The 15,140-nt window shown below is 52.1% G+C and carries 13 protein-coding genes; 7 read left to right on the forward strand and 6 right to left on the reverse strand.

The genetic code is table 11. From position 1 onward, the window contains the following. Positions 1-105: 105 nt before the first annotated feature. The gene (locus tag AZE99_RS09825; RefSeq protein WP_067200401.1) at positions 106-1,680 is read left to right on the forward strand and encodes a winged helix-turn-helix domain-containing protein; all 1,575 of its coding nucleotides are present in this window, start codon (positions 106-108) and stop codon (positions 1,678-1,680) included. A gap of 44 nt (positions 1,681-1,724) precedes the next feature. Here AZE99_RS09825 and AZE99_RS09830 read toward each other — a convergent pair whose 3' ends face one another. The 4 genes from AZE99_RS09830 to AZE99_RS09845 form a co-directional block, all read right to left on the reverse strand. Further along, positions 1,725-2,657, reverse strand: a complete 933-nt coding sequence (locus AZE99_RS09830) for a PilZ domain-containing protein (protein ID WP_067200402.1) — start codon at positions 2,655-2,657, stop codon at positions 1,725-1,727. Continuing rightward, positions 2,658-3,269, reverse strand: coding sequence for a hypothetical protein (locus AZE99_RS09835; RefSeq protein WP_067200405.1), 612 nt, complete (start codon positions 3,267-3,269; stop codon positions 2,658-2,660). Between the two features lie 103 nt (positions 3,270-3,372). Then, positions 3,373-3,744 carry a hypothetical protein gene (locus tag AZE99_RS16130; protein WP_156472197.1) on the reverse strand — a complete coding sequence of 124 codons (372 nt, stop codon included), beginning with the start codon at positions 3,742-3,744 and terminating at the stop codon, positions 3,373-3,375. A gap of 623 nt (positions 3,745-4,367) precedes the next feature. Then, entirely contained in the window at positions 4,368-5,789 is a 1,422-nt protein-coding gene (locus AZE99_RS09845; RefSeq protein WP_067200410.1) for a glutamate ligase domain-containing protein, read from the reverse strand. Positions 5,790-5,823: 34 nt separating this feature from the next. Here AZE99_RS09845 and AZE99_RS09850 point away from each other — a divergent pair, with 34 nt between their 5' ends. After that, positions 5,824-6,681, forward strand: coding sequence for an LD-carboxypeptidase (locus AZE99_RS09850; protein ID WP_067203530.1), 858 nt, complete (start codon positions 5,824-5,826; stop codon positions 6,679-6,681). Positions 6,682-6,715: 34 nt separating this feature from the next. On the opposite strand, the gene AZE99_RS09855 is transcribed toward AZE99_RS09850, so the two are convergent. Next, positions 6,716-8,638 carry a polysaccharide biosynthesis protein gene (locus AZE99_RS09855; RefSeq protein WP_067200412.1) on the reverse strand — a complete coding sequence of 641 codons (1,923 nt, stop codon included), beginning with the start codon at positions 8,636-8,638 and terminating at the stop codon, positions 6,716-6,718. 289 nt (positions 8,639-8,927) lie between these two features. On the opposite strand from AZE99_RS09855, the gene AZE99_RS09860 reads away from it, so the two are divergent. The 3 genes from AZE99_RS09860 to AZE99_RS09870 all read left to right on the forward strand — a co-directional run bounded on the left by AZE99_RS09860 (position 8,928) and on the right by AZE99_RS09870 (position 12,133). Continuing rightward, entirely contained in the window at positions 8,928-10,235 is a 1,308-nt protein-coding gene (locus AZE99_RS09860) for a UDP-glucose dehydrogenase family protein (RefSeq protein WP_067200415.1), read from the forward strand. Positions 10,236-10,299: 64 nt separating this feature from the next. Next, on the forward strand, positions 10,300-11,055 hold the full coding sequence (locus AZE99_RS09865; protein ID WP_231862584.1) for a class I mannose-6-phosphate isomerase: 756 nt from the start codon (positions 10,300-10,302) through the stop codon (positions 11,053-11,055). Positions 11,056-11,065: 10 nt separating this feature from the next. Next, complete coding sequence (locus AZE99_RS09870; protein ID WP_067200420.1) at positions 11,066-12,133, forward strand: mannose-1-phosphate guanylyltransferase/mannose-6-phosphate isomerase; 1,068 nt, start codon at positions 11,066-11,068, stop codon at positions 12,131-12,133. 3 nt (positions 12,134-12,136) lie between these two features. Here the strand turns inward: AZE99_RS09870 and AZE99_RS09875 are convergent, their stop codons facing one another. After that, positions 12,137-12,496, reverse strand: coding sequence for a hypothetical protein (locus tag AZE99_RS09875; protein ID WP_067200422.1), 360 nt, complete (start codon positions 12,494-12,496; stop codon positions 12,137-12,139). 94 nt (positions 12,497-12,590) lie between these two features. On the opposite strand from AZE99_RS09875, the gene wecB reads away from it, so the two are divergent. Both wecB and wecC read left to right on the forward strand, forming a co-directional pair. Beyond that, entirely contained in the window at positions 12,591-13,736 is a 1,146-nt protein-coding gene (gene wecB, locus AZE99_RS09880; protein ID WP_067200424.1) for a non-hydrolyzing UDP-N-acetylglucosamine 2-epimerase, read from the forward strand. A gap of 105 nt (positions 13,737-13,841) precedes the next feature. Beyond that, positions 13,842-15,140, forward strand: coding sequence for a UDP-N-acetyl-D-mannosamine dehydrogenase (wecC, locus tag AZE99_RS09885; RefSeq protein ID WP_067200427.1), 1,299 nt, complete (start codon positions 13,842-13,844; stop codon positions 15,138-15,140).

Genomic DNA, 15,140 nt, shown 5'->3' on the forward strand with positions numbered 1-15,140 from the left:
CTGTGTAACTTATTGTAACATAGCCGGGGGTGGCGAAACATTCAAACGATCAAATCTGGATAGAATCTGGATTCGATCAGGGGGAATAGAGTCAAAAGTAGTGACATGAAATATCGCTTTTTAAATTTCGAATTGGATCCCGAGAGATTTGAGCTGTTCCAAAATGGTGAGAAAGTGGTCATTCAACCACAGGCGCTCGCCATATTGTTGATGCTCGTGCAGAATCAGGGGAATTTGCTGCCGAAGCAGGATATGTTGCGACAATTGTGGGCCGCCAGAACCATTTCGGACAGCGCCCTATCCAGTCAGATCAAAGCCCTTCGCCGCATTTTAGGAGATGACGGTCAGCACCAGCGGGTTATCGAAACAGTTTATGGCCGGGGATTTCGTTTTGCAGCTCGTGTCGAAACAGTCGTGTCACCGGCACTATCAGATCGTTCAGCCCCCCTTCCAACAGCGGAGGACGAGCAGGCCAAGCGCGCTGGCAAACCACCAGTCATTGCAGTGCTGCCCCTCTGCAAAATAGGTGAAATGGCCAAGCACTCCGCCTTGCCCGAGGCGCTACCAGCCGACATCACAACGGCGTTGTCCCAATTGAGATGGCTGTTCGTGATCGCTCGCGCTTCTAGCTTCCGCTTTGATGCCAATCTCCCCGACCTGGCCAAAATGAGAGAAGAGCTTGGTGTGGATTATGTTCTGACCGGCTGGGTTGAGCTCGTTGCCGGTCAGATGCTGGTCGGGGTGGAGTTGACCGAAACCAGACACCATCGCGTCGTATGGGCGGAGCGCTATGATGCCCCGCTGTCAAGAATCCATGACGTGCGAGCGCAAATGGTGCGCGACATTATCAGTGCGATAGACATATCGATCAGTGACACGGAAGCAGCGCTTGCGAAACTGACAGCACCCGATCAGCTGACTGCTTGGGAATCCTACCACCTAGGGATCTCGGCCGTGGCCGGCGTCCGGATGGACCTCAAGCATGCACTCAGTCATTTTGAAGTTGCACGGACGAAAGCCCCGGCATTCTCCCGCGCCCATGCCGGCGCCGCCTACATCCATGGTTTGGGCCTATACCATCTTGCACGCGGCGGGAACGAGAGCACCGCTATTTATAACATGCAAATATTGGGCGAGCAGGCGTTGATATGCGATCCGCTTGATCCCTTCGCCCATCTTGTGAAAGGCCGCGCAGAAAGATTCAGCGGAAACATGGACAGCGCGCTGGATCATTATGCCAAGGCGATCGCATTGTGCCCCAACTACGCAGAGGCCTATCATTCACAAGCTGTGATTCTCATGTTGAATGGAGATTTTTCCGCATCCTATGAGGCGGCCCGGCTTGCTGTAAAACTTAATCCAAATTGCCCGATGCGGTTCGAGGCGGAGTCCACCCAAGCCTACACCGCCTTTCAGTTAGGCAAGAATGAAGAAGCCCTTGCACTGGCGCGCAAGCTCGCAAAATTTTCGCAAAGCAGTCCACTGGCCTTGCTCACTGCGATGATCGTGTTCCATCATTTGGGTCTCGAGAAAGAAGCAAGTCTTGTTCACTCGCGCGTGGCATCAACGGGCATGCAGTTGAGGACCGACATGCTCCGCACATTTCCGGAAAGTGCTGCAAAAATCTCTGCGCAGGTTACACGAACGGTCGCGCATTATTTAAACCGGTCTGCAGCATAGCCTTGAAAATATCAGGCTTTACCGTTTTTTGACCCGCAACGCCCTCAGCTTGACTGCGCCTTGGCCGCCGCACGCTCTTCATCAAAAGCCTGCAGAACTATAGTGCCGATCGATAGCTCGACATTGTCTGCATTTCTAATGCTCACCCGGTAGAAAAACTTAGATGTGGCTTTAAACTGGGTCAGTGCCTCGGTCGCAGAATACATTGTATCGATCAATATCTCTTTGCCAAGATCGTCATGTCCGATAACCTGAAACGGAAGGCAATCAGCAGTCGCTTCGACCGCGCCGCCCGTGTCGGAACCCTTGTGGAGAACCTCGAGCACGCCGGTGTCGATACGGGCTGCCCGATAGAAAGTGGACAGCCAGACCATCAGATCATCCAGTGGAAGTCGCTTGGAGAACACAATCCCGACCCTTTGGCCAGATTGCCACCGCACGGTACCGGTAATATCCAGCAGTTCGGGCACGGAAAGCCGCAAGTTCTTGCCGATCTCAAACGTAAAATCGGTGCTCACGCAGATACCGGCGGGCGAGATGTCACAGATATCCCCATGAATTAACCGCGATCCCTGGTAAAGATTGATCGGATGCTTCATCTCGATCCGTGGCAGACGAGAAATCCGACCGTGTTTTGCCTCATTGGGCTTGGCAAGCACCTCAGCGATATCAATCGGAGTGGTAAACTCGATACCGGCCAGCGCCTTTTTCCGCCACCGCACGGTGCCGGCCAGTTCCTGGTCCTCTGTTAACAGGGCAGAGATGCCGTCACTCAGTTCAAAATCAGGATGTACCTCGACCATCATGCCGGTGGCCGAGAGATTTTTGATGAATCCCCAGCCTTCTCCGGATTCTGTCTTGATCTTGGCAAGCCGAAGCATGGCGATATGCCGGTCCTGTTTTCTGCGGTCTTCATCAGCCAGAATATTATCCGACGCTGCATCCGAGCTAATACCAGATTCGATCATATTTGTCATTTACTTGACCTTCATTCGGTAACGGAGGGTAAACCGTTCGGACTTGCCGATCGTGGGCAGCAGATCGCCACGTGGGCGGAGCTTGATATGGGTGACATTTTCGTCAAAACCTTCGATATCAGCCACGGGAACATAGGCGAATGTTTTGCCGCCATCGCTGGAAAACTCTATAGAATCCTGAGCATTAGAAAGACCGTCAAAACTGAATTCCAGGCCACTGTCGTTATCCTTGAACGCGGCCGGGCCGGTGCCGGCTTGGCCCAGGTCACCCACGTAGAGGGAAAGATGCTCGGGCACTCTATCAGTGATCGCAAAGGAAGCGGCAGGAGCGCCCCCTTCCATCGGGCCGGTCACGGTAACCAGAAAATCGATCATGGCTCCAGGCACCGCTGAAGGCGCAACACCCTGCCCCAAAGGGCTTCCAACAATGTTACTCGATAACGCAATGGCAATATTCTCATTGGTATCGGCTTCCGCAAAAGCTGGCAGCGGAACCGCAATAAGCATGGATGCAATAATCCACGACAGGGCACCCGACCGTGAGGTTGCACGGCGGACTTGGCGGTCATCATGAACCATCAGAGCCTCGTCTTTCACATTGGGTGTCTGCATGATCTTTTCCTGTTGTAACCTGTTTACTGTAATTCTGATTCAAAATTAAGGACCATAAATTTTGCCTTCATTCGCTGCATGTCCGTTCCTCTTATTCGTCCGCTCATTGCACTTCGATCAGGCGGAGTTCGCAAGTGGCTCCAGCGGCTGAATTGGCGTCGGAACCCAGAAGCGTTTCGCAACTGCGAAACGACGTGCGGCGCAAAACCGTGGTGGCGAAATTATCGGCCTTGGGTCCGGCCGATATAGTGGAATTTGTTGTGAATGGTCTGAGTATCTGCGCACTTGCAACCGCAGTAGCCCTAGCGTTTGTCATCGGCGTGGCAGGATCGCTTGCAAATGCCTCAGAGCCCAGCGCCGGCGATATGATGATGATCATGGCAGAAAGAATGGCGAGAGGCACGAAGCTGGAACAGAAATAGGGCCGAAGATGCTCGGGCCGCACTTTCCACAATATTGTACCAACTAATTGCATGACGCATCCCACCACTAATTTGCAAGAGGGAGGCTCTCAGGCATCTGTCCGTAGAGGGAGCAGGTAGAATGTCTACCCGCTCCCTCAGGAACAGATCGGCACGATATCGACCAGAATATCGCACCAATGCCGGGACAACTGTGGCGCTTAATTGGGTTACCACAGGCAAAAGCCCTATTGCCCCACTTGCCCATCATTTGTGGCGCAACATGACGACAAAAGGCAGTTAGACACGGCTAATGTTACAGTATGTTACGGTTCCATAATTTTAAGTTGCTGTATTTAAAGGGCTTTTATCAAACGCTTCAGGGAGTGGATCGGGAGGATTAACTGTTTCTACATAGTAGTTAATAAAATCCTTGCCATTTATCATGCTGTCGAAACACGATTAAGCTGCTCCGCAGGCCGAATTTGCAGTTTAATGCCCTCGTGACTCACGGTAGAGCCAGATATACTATATTCACAGCATTTCGCAAAGCCCATTAGCGGCATATCGACGGCAACAGCCCGAGTTATATCAACTACATTCCTGCCAAGCGCAGAAAATAGCGTCAGGTTGGGTGAAAGATCCCAAGCTTGATTTTGGCGCTGATCAAAGCAGATCTATTTGATTGAAAGCCTGACTATCCTTGTGGCCGTGATTTGGATTGATCTCCTGCGATCCCTGCCAGAATATTTTGGGCGAAGATGTGCAGCGTATCATCGCGCGCACCCATTATGACGATTCGGTCACCCGGCTCTGCCAATTCCACCATCCTGTCGCCACATTCCCGCCGGTCCGCAATATGTTCCGCGTTACCACCGGCAGCGCTGATCGCATCGACAATGGAATCGCTGCCAAGCGACCGATCAACCGTACCGCCAAAATAAACCGGATCACACAGGATGACTCGGTCGTCGTCGGAGAGGTTCTCCAGAAAAACGGCGGCAAGTTCTGCACCCATTTTCTGAATGGGCCCGAAACCGTGGGGTTGAAAAAAGGCTATTACCCGGCCGGGGAAAGCCTTGAGCGTCTTGAGTGTGGCGGCTATCTTATCGGGATTGTGACCGAAATCATCGATCACTGTAATATCATTGACCGTACCCACTATATCAAAGCGACGGGCCAGCCCCTGAAACGATCCCATTGCGGATATCGCGGTCTCGACGCTCACACCTATTGCACAGGAGGCTGCAATAGCTGCCAATGCATTGGCAATATTATGCCTGCCTGGCACTTGCAGGGAAACCCGATAATCCGACCCGGCTGAGCGGATCAGAAAATTGCTACCGAGAGATTCTTCCTCGACGGCCAGAGCCCGGTAATCCGCACCTTCAGAAAATCCAAAGCTGCAGGTTTTTGACAGTCTGCGCGCAGCAACAAGCCCCCGCGACTCTTCGTCATCATGGTTCCAGATCACATGCTGCGCCTTGCCGACGAAATCTCCGAACAATATTCTCAGCTCTTCCAGGCTCTTGTGATCCAGACTGACATTGTTGAGCACTGCTATTTCCGGATCGAACAAAGCGATTGAACCATCGCTTTCGTCCACTTCACTCACCATCAATCCCCCAGTGCCGACACGCGAACTGGCAAAGGGCGCATCATCAGCAACGAAATTTTTCATCACGGCGCCGTTCATGATCGTGGGATCACGGTTAGCTTGGGTCAGTATCCACCCGATCATCCCGGTGACGGTCGATTTGCCGCTGGTTCCTCCCACAGCAATACTGCGCGGTGCGGCGTTGAAATGGTCTGCCAAGAGTTCCGCGCGAGTCATTCGCTTGCATCCCAGCGCAACGGCACGCGCGACATCGGGAACGGTCTCTTCAATCGCGGCGGAAGCAATCAATATCTGGCTACCATCGGTCAAGCCGCTGCCATCCTGCTGAAACAGTTTGATGCCATGGTTCTGCAACCACTGAAACTTATCGGCCAATCGTCCCTGGTCCAATGCCCGGTCCGACCCAGCCACTTGGGCACCAGCCGCTTTGACGATCATAGCCAGCGGCAACATACCGGAACCCCCGATACCGCAAAAATAATAGGATTTGTCTTCTGTCATTTTTTCGCGCTATTGCTTCTCCAACTATTTGGCAATGGCGCAAGGAACAATTTCCATCTCTTCACCAGTCCGCATTGGTATTTGTGCGCCGTCGACCCCTTTCACACGGGAAGCTGCAGATCGCGTCGACGCGCTAGCAGCCGAGGCATATCCCCAGGCCGAACTGATCTTTGACGAGCAATGCTTTTTCCAGGACGGCCATTTCGCGGGCACCGACAGACAACGTATCGACAGTTTTGTCGCTTTGGCCAACGATCCGACCATTGACGCCATCTGGTTCGCGCGCGGGGGCTATGGCGCTGCACGCATGGCGGAAGCGGCAATCGGACAATTGGAAAGCGTCGCCAAAAGCAAAATCTATTTGGGATATAGTGATGCCGGAAATTTGCTCGGCGCACTCTACCGAGCAGGCATCGGAAAAATCGCACATGGTCCGATGCCGTCGGATATTGGCAGGCCAGAGGGCGAACATGCAGTTCGCAGAGCTCTGGACTGGATTGTGCACAGGCAGAGAACAGTGCTGGAACCAAGCCTTGCCGACGGCAAGAAACATGCGGCTTTCAATTTAATGACCCTCGCCATGATGACGGGGACAAAGCTGATACCAGATCTGCGGGATCATATTCTCATTGTCGAAGAGATATCCGAATATCTCTACGCCTTTGATCGGGCCATGTTTCACCTGTGCAGCAATCTTGCTTCGCACGGACTTTCAGGAATCAAATTGGGCAATGTCGGTGATATTCCTGACAATGACCGACCATTTGGCGAAACCCCAGAGGCGATCACCAAGCGATGGGCAGAAAGCAATCACATCGCCTATTTAGGCCGGGCGCAAATCGGACATGATATCGAAAATCGAATTGTGCCATTTGGGCTCTTGGATCTCTGACACGAGATTTTGCCGATCACTAAAAACCCTGCATTCAGGACGCTTTCTCCATCGGTTCATTATCTCTGCCATGCTCAAATTCCGGTACCAGAGATTTGAGCATCGAGACGGCCGCATCCGGGTCACGACAGTTCATAAGGCTGGCGATCAACTCATTTAGTGCCTCTGAACCAATATAAGATTCATGGGCCTTCATGATCCGTTCGTGTAATGTCGATTGTGGATCATTACCGATAATCAATTCTTCATAGAGTTTTTCGCCCGCACGCAGTCCGACTTCCAGGATTTCGATATCGCCGTCAGGATTGGCGTCATCCCTGACAGTCAGGCCTGACAGTCGAACCATCGTCTCTGCGAGGTCCAGAATTTTCACCGATTTGCCCATATCAAGAACGAATACTTCACCGCCTTTTGCCATGCCTGCAGCCTGAATGACCAGTTGCGCCGCTTCGGGTATGGTCATGAAATAACGGGTGACCTTGCGGTCTGTCAGGGTGATTGGACCGCCCTGCTCGATTTGCTTGCGGAACAGGGGTACCACGGACCCGCTCGAACCAAGGACGTTGCCAAATCGAACCATCGAAAACCTGGTCGCGCTGGCAGTGTCTGCGAAATTCTGGATCACCTGTTCGGCAGCCCGTTTGGTAGCACCCATTACATTGGTCGGTCGAACCGCTTTGTCGGTACTGATCAGGATGAAGTCTTTAACCTGCGCCGCCTCAGCTGCTGCTGCCAGTGTTTGCGTTCCCAATATATTGTTTCTGATACCCTCGATCGGGTTGGCTTCTACCAGAGGCACATGCTTATAGGCTGCCGCATGAAAAACAGTATCCGGTTTCCATCGGGAGAATATTTCGTCCAGCCTGCCTGCATCGACGACCGAGCCCAAAATCGGAATCAATTCCAGCCTCAGCCCCTCTCGATTAGCAACGAAATTTTGAAGCTCTTTTTCAATTACATAAAGAGAAAATTCTGACAGATCCAATAAGATCAGACGACGGGCTCCCGACTTTGCAATCTGCCGGCAGAGTTCACCGCCGATAGATCCGCCAGCACCCGTAACCAACACCGTCTTGCCGACAATCGTCCTGCCAAACAGCAGTTCGTTCGGCAAAACCGGCTCTCGTCCAAGCAAATCTTCAATTTCCAGCTCACGAATATCGCTGAATGCAATCTTGCCTGCGATAATTTCCTGGATATTCGGCAATGTCTGAACGTGCACCTTGAACTCACGGATCCGGTCAACAATCTTGCGGCGTTTTTTCCGGTTGATCCTCGGCAAGGCCAGAAGAATATCCGTTATATTCCGTTTTTCGATCAGATCAGGAAGGTGCCCGCTCCAGAAAACTTTGTTGCCGTCCAATCGTTGGCCGTCCAGCCTTCGGTCATCATCAACATAACCGCATAATCGCATGGCCGGTTCAGACCGCATCGACGAGGCCAATTGCTGTCCGGCACTGCCCGCGCCATAGATCAAGACATTTTTGACGTCGCCAGCAAACCTGTTCCTGCCGAGAATATCGATCATCAAATATCGTGCGGTTACCCTGGCAAAACCAACCAGAATGAAGAATACTACCGGTTGAATGAGCCCGATTGTTCGCGGGACTCCATCCACCCCTATTACGGCAAAGACAGATCCGATGATTACGGAATATATTGCGAAAGCACGGACCAATGTTTTCATCATTCCGGTGCCGGCATAGCGAAAAATTGCGTTATACACGCCACTCAGAATGAAAACCGGGACCATTAACAAGAGGCACACCAGCACGATTTTCTGAACGGCAATATCCCACAAAACCCAGACGCCGATGCGAAGCGAGTAGGCTATCCAGATTGACTGGATGCACAAGATTATGTCGAGCAACAACACGATCGTCTTTTTTTGCCAGCGCGCTAGCTGTGCAATTTTTTCTAGCAAAGACGTGATAACGGTTGTGATATTTTCAATCATTTGGCTCTCAAAGCTGGCTTTCGGAACTATAAGCTGCGACGCCGAATGGGATATTTACCGATCAGAATCAATTTAGCCAAGCACTTTAAAATTAGTTATTTTACAAGCCTTACTCATGATCTGGTAATGTGAAAATCAAATGACCACATCATAGACTCACTGCCTGGCTATGCGGGGGCACAAGACATATGAATCAGGTCGAAGTGATGCAAACTTGACCTGTGAGGGCCAACGGGCCAAAAGCCCCGAGATTCTGCGTATTGAAACATCTAATATTCGAGGGATTTGAATGAAGCTTGCAATGATAGGTTCGGGCTATGTTGGCCTGGTTTCGGGCGCCTGCTTCGCTGATTTCGGCCATGATGTGGTTTGCGTCGACAAGGACGAGAAGAAAATATCGGATCTTAATGAGAATATCATGCCGATATATGAACCCGGGCTCGCTGATTTGGTAAAACGCAATGTTGATGCAGAACGCTTGTCTTTTTCTACCGATTTGGCCGCGTCCGTAAAGGACTGTGATGCAATTTTTATTGCGGTCGGAACACCCTCTCGGAGAGGCGACGGCCATGCGGATCTGAGCTATGTTTATGCAGCTAGCGAAGAAATTGCTGATTCCATCACCAAAGCAACCGTGATCGTAACAAAATCGACGGTTCCGGTGGGAACCGGCGACGAAGTCGAGCATATAATCGAGAAGAAGCAGCCACGAGACCGGTTCTCCATCGTTTCCAATCCTGAATTCCTGCGTGAAGGCGCAGCAATTCGCGACTTCAAACGTCCCGACCGTATCGTCATAGGAACTGAGGATGATTGGGCAAAAGATGTAATGAGCGAGATTTATCGTCCGCTTTTTCTCAATGAATCACCGATATTGTTTACCGGGCGACGTACTGCAGAATTGACCAAATATGCCGCAAATGCATTTCTTGCGACCAAGATCACGTTCATCAACGAAATCGCAGATCTTTGCGAAAAAGTCGGAGCAGATGTGCAGGAAGTCGCCCGCGGAATCGGCCTGGACAATCGGATTGGATCAAAATTTCTTCATGCCGGCCCTGGATATGGCGGTAGCTGTTTTCCCAAAGACACGCTGGCATTGATGAAAACGGCACAGGACAATGACAGTCCGGTTCGCATCGTGGAAGCCGTGGTACAAGTGAATGATCAGCGCAAGCGGGCCATGGGTCGCAAGGTCATTCACGCTCTCGACGGAGATGTTCGCGGGAAAAAAGTAGCTATGCTTGGCCTTACCTTCAAACCCAATACCGACGACATGCGAGATGCGCCCTCCATTGCGATAGCACAGACGTTGATCGACGGCGGAGCGGAAGTGACGGCTTATGATCCAGAGGGTATGGAGCTTGCAAAGGCGATAATGCCGGACGTGAAGATGGCAGATAGCAGCTACAACGCGGCAAAGGATGCAGATGCAGTCGTGATTGTCACCGAATGGGATGCCTTCCGGGCTCTCGACTTGAAAAAGCTGTGCCAAGTCATGAAGGGTAGCGTGCTGGTCGATTTGCGGAACATTTACAACCCGTCGGAAGTGGCGCAAACAGGCTTGATATACACTAGCATCGGGCGAAACCAGTGAACCTTGATTCCTGATCATGAAGCTTAAGAAGAAATTCGTCGAAAAGCCGTGGGGCCAGGAATCCTTGCCCGAAATTTACAGTGCGGCAAACGGAAGGAAAATCGGCGAAATCTGGTTCGAAGCGCCGAAAGGCATTTCACCTCAGCTCATGGTCAAATATCTTTTCACCAGTGAAAAACTGTCGATCCAAGTGCATCCCAATGATCGACAGGCGCGCAGAATTGGGTTCCCTCATGGCAAGGAAGAATCCTGGCTTGTCCTCGATGCAAAGCCTGATGCCGTTTTGGGTCTCGGTCTGAAAAAAACCGTCAGTGCGACGAAGCTGAAAACAGCTGCGATATTGGGAGAAATTGAGCAACTTATTGATTGGAAGCCCGTCAAGAAGGGTGATTTCTTTCATGTACCTGCTGGCACAATCCACGCCATTGGCCCCGGCATCTCGCTTATCGAAGTCCAGCGAAATGTCGATATCACTTATCGGATTTACGACTATGGCCGTCCGCGCGAGCTGCATCTCGAAGAAGCGATCGCGGTGGCCAAGCTAAAGCCTTATGATATGAAATACCGGGATGAGATTCCAGCAGACAAGTCGGCAAATCTCTCTGTCGGCGCACCATTTGGCATGGTTCAGATAGTCGGCACAGATGATGAGATACTGTCAAAGACCGCGAGCCAGGAATGGCAAATCATCCCGTTGGAAGGGTCAGTTACCGTTCGAGGAAAGTTGATCAAGGCAGGAGAATGTGGAATTTGCGCGCGACTTGCCGATATTGATCTTTCCAGAAATGAAAGGGCCCTCATCGCTTTCACGATGACGTGAGAAATTGACCATGGCGCAAACAACGAAGATCACTCCCGTCATCCTGTCCGGTGGTTCCGGAAAAAGGCTTTGGCCGCTTTCGACACCTGAAAAGCCGAAACAATTTCTCGACCTCTTTGGTCCTCTAAGCATGTTTCAACTGACGCTTCAGCGGTGCGGCGACGAGAGGGTTTATCGAAAGCCGATCATTGTCGGCTCTGCGAGCCATAGCGAAATCATGCGGGAACAGATGCAAGAAGTTGGATCGACGGCCAGCACGATCATTTTGGAACCATGTCCCCGCAATACGGCCCCGGCTATTGCACTTGCTGCACTGGCTGCGGACAACCCTACAGATTTGTTGCTGGTGATGCCAAGCGATCACATTATCAAAAATGTCAGAGCATTCCAAAAAGCTGTGCAGGAATCATTGTCAGTTGCCCAATCCCGCTGGTTGGTGACATTCGGGATCGAACCCACAGAAGCTGCAACAGGATATGGATATATTCAACAGGGCGACGCTATCGTGGGAAGCGCGAGAAGTCTGTCGGCAAATAAATTCATTGAGAAACCAACTCGGCAAAACGCCGAAAAAATGCTCGCTGATGGCGGCTATCACTGGAATGCTGGAATATTCCTGTTCCGGGCCGATGCCTATCTGGAAGCTATGGACAGATATTCACCGGATATGCTTGTCGCCTGCAGAGCCGCCATGGACAGCGAGCAGACACGAGACGGGCTTTGTTATCCCGATCCGGACGCATTTGCATCGGCGCCCTCTGACTCGATTGACTATGCGATAATGGAAAAAGCAGAAAAAATAGCGGTTACACCAGTCAACCCTGGCTGGTCAGACCTGGGTAGCTGGGACTCTCTGTTCGAAATCTGTGACAAGGATCAGGATTCAAATGTCATATTCGGCAAGGCCGAAGCAATAGGTTCAAATAATAACCTGATCCATAGCCGCGAGCTTGAGATAGCAGTGCTCGGCGTAGACAATTTGATCATCGTCACTCATGAGAATAAAGTTCTGGTACTCCCCCGCGGGCTTTCGCAAAATGTCAAATCGATGATGCAGGAACTGGAAACAGAAGACTAGATTTCAGTTTTTTGAATTGTTCGCCTTGATGTCCTTCTCACTCTTGCCAGTGAGCCAGAGCGGCCAAAATCGCGCAATGATCAAGAATAAGGAAGGTAGCAGCAGAGTGTTCCAGACATCTCTGATCCCTTCATCATAATAGCCCGTAGTCCCGGACACATTCTCTGGAACAAAGGAATAGTCATAATATTCGTTGACCAACGCTACCACCGCAACGAACAACCAAGGGATCGGGCTGGCAAGCGAACGGCGGCAAAGCAATGCTATCGTCAGTTGAACTCCAACACCCGCATAGATATGCAGGGAATCGCGGTCCAGTCCCGTTGACAGTTCCAGCCAGTTTTTGATTTCGAACCAATCCATAGGCGTCCGATTGGGCTAGCAAATTGTCAGGGTCAACGCTTTTTCCACAGATATTATTATGAAAATTTTAGCCAAAAAAGTTTAAGCCACCGGAATGACCACGCAGACATCAAATAAGCCCAGAGTGTTGACCATTTTTGGCACGAGACCGGAAGCCATCAAGCTTTTTCCGGTCGTTCAGGCCCTGTCAGAGCGGAACACTCTCGAGACACTGACCTGCGTAACCGCCCAGCACAGGGAAATGCTCGATCAGGTTCTGGATATTGCCGATATCCGGCCGGATTTCGATCTTGACCTGATGAAGGCCAACCAGAGCCTTGACGATCTTACCGGCAGGCTGCTTTCCGGCATCGGCACGATACTGGACGAAACGAGGCCGCAACGGGTCGTGGTACAAGGAGATACGGCCACCGCCATGTGCGGCGCGCTGGCAGCCTATTATCGCCAGATTCCGGTCAGCCATGTCGAAGCCGGGCTGCGCAGCAACAATATCTATCACCCCTGGCCGGAAGAGGTGAATCGCAAGATCATCGGCACCATTGCCGATCAGCATTTTGCCCCGACGCAGACTTCTGCCGACGCGCTCAAAAAGGAGAATATTCCGGCGGAGCAAATTTATATTACCGGCAATACAGTGATCGACGCTCTTCTTACAACTGTTGATAAATTTAATGATCCAAACAGTTTGGACAGGAAACTTGCCGGATTATATGAGAAATTTGGCGACCGCAGGATCATCGGAGTCACCAGCCACAGGAGGGAAAATCTGGGTGACGGACTGACCAATATTGCCAGCGCGCTCCGGACCATCGCCGAGCGCGATGATGTTGCGCTGATTTTCCCTGTTCATCTCAACCCCAAAGTAAGAGCGATCATGCAAAATGCCTTGGGCGATCTCGACAATGTCGCGATGATTGAACCGCTAGACTATCCCAATTTCGTCAGCCTGCTCAACCATTGCCATTTCATGATGACCGATAGCGGCGGCGTGCAGGAGGAGGCACCGGCGCTTGGCAAGCCGGTGCTGGTGATGCGGGACACGACGGAACGACCCGAAGGGGTTAAAGCCGGCACCGCAAAACTGGTCGGAACGGACAAAGACGTGATCTTGACGGAAGCCGGAAGGCTTCTGGATGATGATGCACATTATCTTGCCATGGCACGCGCGCATAATCCCTTTGGCGACGGCACGGCCAGCACGCAAATTGCCGACATCATCGAAAACAGCCTCACCGCCTGAATATTTCCGGGCAAGTCGGCATATTACCTAAATATTTACAATGATTGGTTAGTTAACCGGCAGGAAAACCGCGCCGGATTGGCGCACTGCGGAGTGGCTTCTCACATGTTATCGGAAGAAAAACCAAGCGTCTGCGTCATGGGTCTGGGCTATATCGGCCTGCCGACCGCTGCCGTTATCGCTCGTTCGGGTTGCCCGGTACTTGGTATCGACGTCAATGAACAGGTCGTGGAAACCATCAATTCGGGCCATATCCATATCGAGGAAGTGGATCTTGACGGACTGGTGCAAGGGGTTGTCTCGCGCGGAACACTCCGCGCTTCGCTGTTGGTCGAACCGTCGGATGTCTTCGTCATCGCGGTGCCGACGCCGTTTGGTGACAATCATATTCCCGACACCAGCTATGTGATGGAAGCAGCAACCAATATCGCCGCGGTGCTAAGGGCGGGTGATAGCGTCATCCTGGAATCGACCTGCCCTGTCGGCACCACCGAAAAAATGCGGGACTTGATCGCCAAATTGCGCCCGGACCTGAAAATTCCGGGACTGACCAGTGATATTCCCGATATTGCCATCGCTTATTGCCCGGAACGGGTGCTGCCGGGGAAAATTCTTGAGGAGCTGATCCAGAATGACCGCAGCATCGGCGGTATCACGCCGCGATGCGCGCGCAAGGCGCTCGGCTTTTACCGCCGTTTTGTGCGCGGCGAACTGGTGACAACCTCTGCGCGCGCCGCCGAAATGACCAAATTGGTCGAGAACAGCTATCGCGACGTCAACATCGCCTTTGCCAATGAGCTTTCGATCATCGCCGATCATATGGATCTTGACGTCTGGGAGGTCATCCGCCTTGCCAACCGTCATCCGCGCGTCAATATACTGCAGCCCGGCCCCGGTGTCGGCGGCCATTGTATCGCGGTCGACCCATGGTTCATCATCCACAGTGCGCCCGAACAGTCACCGCTGATCCGCATCGCCCGGGAAGTGAATGACGGCAAGACCGGTCATGTACTGGAACAGGCTTCGCTGCTGATCGACGAACTGCCGGGCGTTTCGATCGCCTGCTTCGGTCTGGCGTTCAAAGCCAATATCGATGATTTCCGCGAAAGCCCTGCCCTGAAAATCGCCGCCCAACTGGCGCGGCGCTATGGCGGCCGGGTGAAGATTGTCGAACCCTATGCCAGCGAGTTACCGGCAGCCTTTGATGGCACCGGTGCCGAGCTGATCGACATCGACCAGGCCCTGGAAAACTGCCCGATCATGATCACCCTGACCGATCACGACATGTTCAAATCGATTCCGCTCGACGAACGCACGGGCAAGATTGTCTATGATACACGTGGGATCTGGCCGGACCAGCCGGATAATGGGGAAGCGCTTAATGGATTGAAACTAACGAGCTAG

The sequence above is a fragment of the Sphingorhabdus sp. M41 genome, from assembly GCF_001586275.1.
Taxonomy (GTDB): Bacteria; Pseudomonadota; Alphaproteobacteria; order Sphingomonadales; family Sphingomonadaceae; genus Parasphingorhabdus.